Annotated in this window: 6 protein-coding genes and 1 pseudogene; 2 read left to right on the plus strand and 5 right to left on the minus strand. The window is 55.0% G+C overall.

Annotated elements, in window-relative coordinates; translation table 11 throughout:
- A pseudogene (locus tag ACTHS3_RS09285) lies at positions 1 to 323 on the minus strand (hypoxanthine-guanine phosphoribosyltransferase); the annotation flags it as partial.
- 114 nt (positions 324 to 437) lie between these two features.
- Complete coding sequence (locus tag ACTHS3_RS09290; protein ID WP_004519095.1) at positions 438 to 1967, minus strand: ABC transporter permease; 1530 nt, start codon at positions 1965 to 1967, stop codon at positions 438 to 440.
- A gap of 233 nt (positions 1968 to 2200) precedes the next feature.
- On the opposite strand from ACTHS3_RS09290, the gene ACTHS3_RS09295 reads away from it, so the two are divergent.
- Together ACTHS3_RS09295 and pdxA are read left to right on the plus strand one after the other, a co-directional pair.
- On the plus strand, positions 2201 to 2734 hold the full coding sequence (locus ACTHS3_RS09295) for a cytochrome b (protein ID WP_004519093.1): 534 nt from the start codon (positions 2201 to 2203) through the stop codon (positions 2732 to 2734).
- Between the two features lie 157 nt (positions 2735 to 2891).
- On the plus strand, positions 2892 to 3896 hold the full coding sequence (pdxA, locus tag ACTHS3_RS09300) for a 4-hydroxythreonine-4-phosphate dehydrogenase PdxA (RefSeq protein ID WP_440367789.1): 1005 nt from the start codon (positions 2892 to 2894) through the stop codon (positions 3894 to 3896).
- Positions 3897 to 4085: 189 nt separating this feature from the next.
- Here pdxA and ACTHS3_RS09305 read toward each other — a convergent pair whose 3' ends face one another.
- From ACTHS3_RS09305 to gltS, 3 genes are all read right to left on the minus strand, one after another.
- On the minus strand, positions 4086 to 5081 hold the full coding sequence (locus tag ACTHS3_RS09305; protein WP_049332939.1) for a S49 family peptidase: 996 nt from the start codon (positions 5079 to 5081) through the stop codon (positions 4086 to 4088).
- A gap of 54 nt (positions 5082 to 5135) precedes the next feature.
- The gene (locus tag ACTHS3_RS09310) at positions 5136 to 6158 is read right to left on the minus strand and encodes a lysozyme inhibitor LprI family protein (protein WP_440367791.1); all 1023 of its coding nucleotides are present in this window, start codon (positions 6156 to 6158) and stop codon (positions 5136 to 5138) included.
- Positions 6159 to 6263: 105 nt separating this feature from the next.
- Positions 6264 to 7462 (minus strand): sodium/glutamate symporter (gltS, locus tag ACTHS3_RS09315; protein ID WP_440367793.1); only part of this gene is annotated, 1199 nt, incomplete at its 5' end.

The raw sequence follows: 7462 nt of genomic DNA on the forward strand, positions 1-7462 counted from the left end.
ACGACTACATGACGGCCTTTGATTTGCTCGGGGTCGGGCATGCGTTTCCAGTTGAACGCGCCGCCTGCGAGTTTGTCGCCGTAGCGGGAAACGTGGACGTAGTCAAAGTCCAGAGGGAAGCGCAACAGCGGCAGCAGCTGTCCTGTAAACACCACTGCGCCACCCATGACAGGCAGCAGCATGGGGTATTTGTTAGCCAAGTCGCGGGTGATGTCGTCGGCAACTTTTTGCAAGGCCGCGCGGCATTGTTCTTGGTCAAACAGCAAGTCGGCATTGTCCAGCATGGCTTGGGTTTCAAGGCGTTTGGTTTCTAAGTCGGTCATGATAGGTCGTGTTGAGTGCGGTTAAAAACAAATTATATAGCGGATTCAATCAATTTTCGATATAAGGCGCGGCAATAGTGTAGTGAAAGTGAAGGGAATTTGAGCCGACCACGTTCAGACGGCCTTTTGCCCTTCCGCTTCGTCCACCAGCAAAAATGCCGTCAAAGCCAAAGCGGTCAATACCGCCGTCAACACCATCGCCCGTCCGTAATTGTCCGCACCGGCGCGTCCGAGATAATCGTAAATCAAAGTGGTCAGCGTCTGCCATTCGGGGCGCGATAGGAACAATGTGGCCGCAAATTCGCCGATACACGTTGCCGAAGCCAAAGTCAGACCGCGTCGCAAAGCCGGTTTCAATAAAGGCGCGGTGACATAACAGGCCGTCTGAAAACCGTTTGCGCCCATAGTACGAGCCGCCGCCGCGTAATCTTTGGGCAAACTGTCCCACGCAGCCAATACATCTTTGGCCACAAACGGATACGCCAACAGCGCGTAAGTCGCCGTCAGCAGCCACAGCGAAGCCGTCCACTGCGGATAGAGCAACAATACGCCGAACGCGATGCACACGGGCGACACCATAAACGGCAAAAACATCAGCGCGCGCAACCACGCCATTTGCCGTGCCGCCGCCGCATACAGCACGCCCAATATCGTTGCCGCCGCCACCGCTGCTGCCGAGAAACGGACGGTGTTCCACACTGCCGCCCACGTTTGCGCTTCCAGCAAGACTGCCCACGAAGAGCCTGCCGATACCGCCTTGAGCCACACAGCCGCCAAAGGCAGCAGGCAGCATACTGCCAACATGGCCAATACCGTTGCTGTCAGCCATTTTTCCCAAGCCCATATCGGCGCACGCGGAGGCAAAGGCGAGACCGACTTATCCACCGCCACGCGCTTGCTCCAATACGCATACAAACCTCCTGCCGCCGCCGTAACCGCCAGCACCAGCCACACCAGCACCGACGCACGCGCCATGTCCAACTCGTACGCCACCAGCCGGTAGATTTCCACTTCCACCGTTGCAAAACGTTCGCCGCCGAGCAGTAAGGCCAGTCCGAAGCCTGAAAAACAATATAAAAATACCAGGCACACGCCACCGGCAACCCACGCGCGCACCACCGGCCATTCGACCCAGACAAACCGCCGCCACGCGTCCGCGCCCAAAGATTGTGCCGACAGTAACCGCGCCTGCGGCACACGCACAAATCCCTGATACGCCGAGCGCACCAAAACCGGCAGGTTGAAAAACACATTGCCGTAAATCAGCAGCCACGGCGTATCCTGCCAACCTGCCGCCAGCATACCGTGTGCGCCAAACAAGGCCAGCACGCCCATGCCCGCCACCAAAGTCGGCATCACAAAAGGCAGCATCAGTAGGCGCAAAACCGTGCGTCGTCCGGCAAAGTCCATCCGCGCCAGCACCCACGCCGCAGGCACGCCCAAAGCCGTGACTAAGACGCAGGTCAAAACCGCCTGCGCCACTGTCCAGCCCAAGCGCAGGCGCATATAGTCATCAGCCACCACTTCCGCCCAAGCGCCTTCGCCGTCGTAAAACGCCAGCGACAGCAAAGGCGCGGCCACCATGACCGCTAAGAAACCCAAAGACAGAAGCAACAGCGCAAACCGCCGAATCCAAACCTGCATCGATGCGTACCCGAGAATAAAAACGCCTATTTTAGCCCGAGTTCGGCATAGAAGGTGGTATTCCTGCCCTTGTTTTCAGACGGCCCGGGCAGCCTGACGGATAAAACCGCCGTTTCTTCAAATTTTCCAAACATTTACGAAATCTCTTCAAAAAGGCAACATAATTGGTTGGGCATTTTTGTTGCAATGCCGCCGATTCAAAAAACCAAACAAATCAAAAACAAGGAAACATTATGACCACTACAACACGCCCACAAACCTACGATGCCGTCGCGCGCGCGTTGCACTGGCTGACCGTACTCGGTTTCATCGGCATTCTCTCCACCATTACCGTTTGGACCATCTACGATGGCGAAGAATGGGTCAAATCGCTCTTCGGCGTGCATAAATCCATCGGTTTCATCACGCTGCTGGTGATTGCCGTGCGCATTGTTTGGGCTTTGCTCAATGCGTCCAAACGTCCTGCCGCCGACAGCTTTGCCGCCAAAGCAGGCCACCTTGCCCTTTACGTCCTCATGCTTGCCGTTCCCGTTATCGGCATGATCCGCCAATACGGCGGCGGCCGCGGCCCGTTGAAAGTATTTGGTGTCGAAGTGATGCAGGGTTCGCCTGAGAAAATCGAATGGATGTCCAACCTCGGCAATATGGCGCACGGCAAACTTGGCTGGCTGCTCTTCGCGCTGGTCGCCGGCCACATTGCCATGGTTGTCGTCCATCGCATTCAAGGCCACGATGTTTTGTACCGCATGATTGGCCGCCGTTCTTAAGTGTAAAACGGTAAACAGCCAAGGCCGTCTGAAAACAGTTTGACCAAGCAAAAACTGTTTTCAGACGGCCTTTTTGTATTTGTGTTAATCTGCAAAAGTAGGGCAGGCATTTTGCCTGGCTGTTGTCCAAATACTGTAAACCGTACTGAGAAACACCATGACTGCTCCCATTCTCGCTATCACGTCCGGCGAACCGGCCGGCATCGGCCCCGACATCTGCCTCGATTTGGCTTTCGCCGACCTTCCTTGCCGCCCCGTTGTTTTGTGCGACAAAAACCTGTTGGCGCAAAGGGCCGAACAGCTCGGCAAATCCGTCATCTTGCGCGACTTTCAAGCCCAAGCGGCTGATCTGTTGCCCAAAGGCGAACTCGAAGTCCTGCATATTCCTTTAGATGCCGAGTGTCGGGCGGGCGAACTCAATCCTGCCAATGCCGCGTATGTGCTCCGACTGCTGGATACGGCGTATCAAGGCATTTCAGACGGCCTGTTTGCCGGTATGGTGACCGCGCCGCTGCATAAAGGCATCATCAACGATGCCCACGCAGGCAACGGCTTTTTCAGCGGCCATACCGAATACCTCGCCGAAAAAAGCCATACCGAACAAGTCGTCATGATGTTGACCGGCGGCGGCCTGCGTGTGGCATTGGTGACCACTCATCTGCCGCTGAAAGATATTTCCGCCGCCATCACGAAGCCTTTAATCGAGTCGGTTGTCCGCATTCTTGAACACGACCTGCGCCATAAGTTCGGCATAGCCAAACCGGTCATCCTCGTTACCGGCCTCAACCCCCACGCGGGCGAAGGCGGCCATTTGGGACACGAAGAAATCGACACCATTATTCCGGCGCTTCATGCCCTGCAGGCCGAAGGCATAGACGCGCGCGGCCCTTATCCGGCCGATACCGTGTTCCAACCCTTCCTGCTCAAAGATGTCGATGCCGTCCTCGCTATGTATCACGACCAAGGGCTGCCGGTGCTCAAATATGCCGGTTTCGGCGAAGGCGTGAATATCACTCTCGGCCTGCCCTTTATCCGCACTTCTGTCGATCACGGCACGGCCTTGAACTTGGCAGGCACGGGCAAAGCCGATTCCGGCAGCCTGATTACCGCCGTTCAAGCCGCGCTGGACATGGCGCACAATATGCAGAAACAGGCCGTCTGAAATATGGAGGTTTAATCGTTTGCAGGCGTAATGTGTTCCCATAAAAGCATCATCAGGGATATTTGCCTGTTGGTTTATGAAGCCGATAAATGTTCGGACAATAATCAGCGTTTTATTTGAAAAACGATATAAAAAAGGCCGTCTGAAGCCCCATGATTTGGGTTTCAGACGGCCTTTTGGTTTTTTGGTTTACCAAATTTCAGACAAAGTTTCTTTGACTTTGGCCTTCACTTCCGCTCCGAAGCGGCGGCTGAGCATTTTGCTGAAATCGTCTTGCGGCGTGTAGTTGACCAGCTCGGGGGCTTTGACAACATCGCGGGCGACGCTGTAAATGCTGCCGAAGTCGTCAATCAGGCCGACCTGTTTGGCTTCTTTGCCGGTGTAGATGCGTCCGCTGAAAACGTCGGGATACTGTTTGTCTTTCAACCTTGCGCCGCGGCCGAGTTTGACGGCTTTGATGAATTCTTGGTGGATATCGCCCAACATGGTTTCCCAAATTTGGGTTTGTGCCGGTGTTTCAGGCGTGAAAGGGTCGCCCATGCCTTTGTTGCTGCCGGCGGTTTTCAGACGGCGTTTGACACCGGCTTTGTCCATCAGGCCGGTAAAGTCGAAACCGCCGCCGATCACGCCGATGCTGCCGACAATGCTGGAAGGGTCGGCGTAAATTTTGTCGGCTGCGGCGGCAATGTAGTAGCAGCCGGAAGCGCACATGTCTTCGGCAACGAGGTAAACAGGGATGTCTTTGTGTTCGGCTTTGAGGCGGCGAACTTCATTAAAGGCCGTGTTGGACACAACAGGCGAACCGCCAGGACTGTTGGCGCGGATGATGATGGCTTTGGCGTTGCCGTTTTCGTAGGCGGCTTCCATGCTGTCGCGCAGGATTTGGACTTGGTCGTCGATGTCGTTGCCGATTTCGCCGGTCAGGTCGATAACGGCGGTGTGTTCGCTGCGGGCTTGGATGCTCGTGGTTTTTCCTTCTTCTTCTGCGAGGCCGAAGATCAGGCTGAGAAAGATGAGGACGGCGACGCCGCGCCAGATATTGCGCCAAATGCGGGCGCGGCGCTGTTCTTGGTAGGCGGCGAGGAGGACTTCGCGCAGGGTGTTGCGTTCCCAGTTGTCGACAGGGGTGGAGGCTGAAGATGGTGTGTTTTGGGCGTCGCCTTCACGGTGGATTCGGTATTGCATGATGTGATGTGCTTTCTTGTAGGCCGTCTGAATGTTCAGACGGCCTTATCGGTTTTAGTTGATGGAATAGCCGCGCAGGTATTGCGTACGTTCGCGGGTCATACGGGTTTCACACTGCAGGCGCAGGTATTCTGCTTGCGCAGCGCTGTCTGCGGACGCGGCGGCTTGTTGGCAGTTGAGTTTTTTACTTTGAATCCAGGCGCGTTGTTCGCCGAGGATTTGTTGTTTGACATCGCTGTCCATGCCGCCCCATAGGTCATTGATCTCGCCGTCTGCCTGACGGTTTTGCGCACGCGCGTTGTCGAGTTCGCTTTGGCTGAGACCGGGCGGTTCGTTGCGCGGAGTTTCACGGTCAGGGCGCAGGACTTCGTAGTCTGAATTATCGTCATCATCGGTCAAGCCGACGGCTTGGCTGGCGGCGTTGTTTTCGAGGATGTCTTGCGGATTGACAGTCGGCGGCTCTTCTGTGTTTTGGTTTTGCAGCAGCTTGATGGCCTGCTCTTTGGATACTGGTTTGCCGTCTATCATGACGATGCTTTTCACGCCGTAGGGCAGCAGGGTGGCGGAAAGGGTTTGGGCTGTGGTGCTCAGGGTGTTGTCTTCGAGAACCAGTTTGCCGTCTTTGTCAGGGGTGTAGAGCAGAGTGGTGCTGAACGTGTTGTTTTCAAAAGTCAGGTTGCTGCCCATCAGTTTTTGTTCGAGCATGTCGGACAACGGGGTATTGCCGTAAATCAGTGGGCTGTTGTCTATGGCCGTTTTGAGGATGGTGTCGGGAATGCGGATTTTGAGGTTGGCGCGGCAGATGGCTTTGCCGTTGTCTTCGGTTTCTTTGGGGTCTTCAAGCAGGGTTTCTAATTCGAGGCCGGCGGCGATAATTTTGTCGGCATCGATGAATTGGCGGTTGTCATTGCGGGCGAAGGAGCGCGCTTGTTGTTTGAGGGTGTCTTCGATGGTGGTACGGATGTTTTGCAGTGTGGCCGGTTGGGCGCAATCAAGCGCGGCTTTCGGCTCTTCTTTGCTGCATGCGGCAAGAAGAATCGTGCTTAAAATCAATACGGAAGCAGTTTTTTTGTACATGGGTACTCCTGAAGATGACGGCCTTTCAGACGGCCTGACGTGCCTATCATAACAAAAGCACTTGCAGCAAGTAAATGCGGCAAGTGCTTTTCTATGTCAGATGTATCAGCCTTTGATGACGCTGACAAAGCCGGAGAGGATGGCGGCGTTGAGCAAGTCAACGAAGAACGCACCGACCATAGGTACAATCAAGAAGGCTTTGTGAGACGGGCCGAAAGTTTGGGTAATGGACTGCATGTTGGCAACGGCAGTCGGGGTGGCACCCAAACCGAAGCCGCAGTGACCGGCCGCCAATACGGCAGCGTCGTAATCGCGACCCATGAAGACGTAGGTAACGAAAGTGGCGTACAGAATCATCACGACGGTTTGTACGGCCAAGATGATGGTCACAGGGCCTGCCAGACCGGTCAATTCCCACAGTTTCAGGTTCAGAAGAGCCATAGACAGGAAGAGTGACAGGGAGGCGTTACCGAATACGTCGATGGCACGGTCAAACATATTGACTTTGAAGGCGGCAGTCAGGACGTTGCGGATGACCACGCCTGCAAACAGACACCATACGAATTTAGGCAAGTCGAAGAAGGCTTTGTCGTAGCTGTCCACGATTTCGGCAAAAGCCAAACATGCGGCAAACATCGCGAGCGTTTCGACAGCGGAGTCAGCCGTAATCAGGCGAGTGCGCTGTGCTTGTTCGAAGATGTCATCAGTAGCATCGTTGTCGTCGGATTTGGCAGTTTTGACGATAGGTTTACGGCCCATTTTGTTGATCAGACGGCGTGCAACAGGACCACCGATCAAACCGCCGAATACCAGGCCGAATGTTGCAGAAGCCATACCTAAGCCGGTTGCGCCGGTCAGGCCGAATTTGCTTTCAAAGTCAGGACCCCATGCACCGGCGGTACCGTGACCACCGGTCAGGGTAATCGAACCGGTAATCAGGCCAATCAGCGGATCCAAGCCCAATGCGCTCGCCAAGCCGACACCGACAAAGTTTTGGACGATGATAAATGCGCCCACCACGGCGGTAAAGATAACCAAAGGCAAACCGCCCGCTTTCAAACGGGAGAAGTCGGCGCTCAAACCGATGGATGTAAAGAAGATGAGCATGAACGCATCTTGCAGCGGTTTTTCAAATTTGAAGCTGACGCCGTAGGCTTCGTGCAGGGCGAACAGGACGATAGCGGCAACCAAACCGCCGGCGACCGGCTCGGGAATATTGAAGTCTCGTAAGAATTTGATTTTTTGAACCAGAAATTTACCAACCAGCAACACGAGCGTGGCGGCAATCAGTGTGTAATAACTGT

This window comes from Neisseria sp. P0009.S007 (genome assembly GCF_051962515.1).